Here is a 433-nt window from a genome sequence, read left to right on the forward strand (position 1 = left end):
GTGAAACAACCGATTCGGAGGTGGTCTTCACGTACTTACAGCCGACAGCACGAACTCTTACGGCCCCCGTTTCTTCCCGGTGACGACCGCACGAATCGTCCTTGAAGATACCCAACACGGCGGCGACGAATATATCCACGAAGTATGCCTCCGCGTGCGACACCACCATTCTACCATCGTTAAGAACCACATTATTCTACCTATTGATGTTAGTTTAGAATCCTGATTAGGTAATAATTGGTTATAACAGGGGGAAGCCTTTAGAGGGATAACTACGATGTCCCGCTGGAATGTCAAATATTGTCATGAACATCCGGTCGGTCGCCGAGGACGACACCGGGGAAGTCGCCGTATCATATACGGGGAACGACGTTACCTACGGAGAGCTTTGGGCGCAAACCGGCCAGTTCGCGGCGGGACTGAACGACCGGGG

At 52.4% G+C, this 433-nt stretch carries 1 protein-coding gene; it reads right to left on the bottom strand.

What is annotated here, in order from left to right; all coding sequences use genetic code 11:
• A partial coding sequence (locus DVK06_RS19540) for a hypothetical protein (protein ID WP_233561832.1) occupies positions 1-190 on the bottom strand: 190 nt, incomplete at its 3' end.
• Positions 191-433 lie beyond the last annotated feature (243 nt).

The organism is Halorubrum sp. Atlit-28R, assembly GCF_003665955.1.
Taxonomy (GTDB): domain Archaea; phylum Halobacteriota; class Halobacteria; order Halobacteriales; family Haloferacaceae; genus Halorubrum; species Halorubrum tropicale.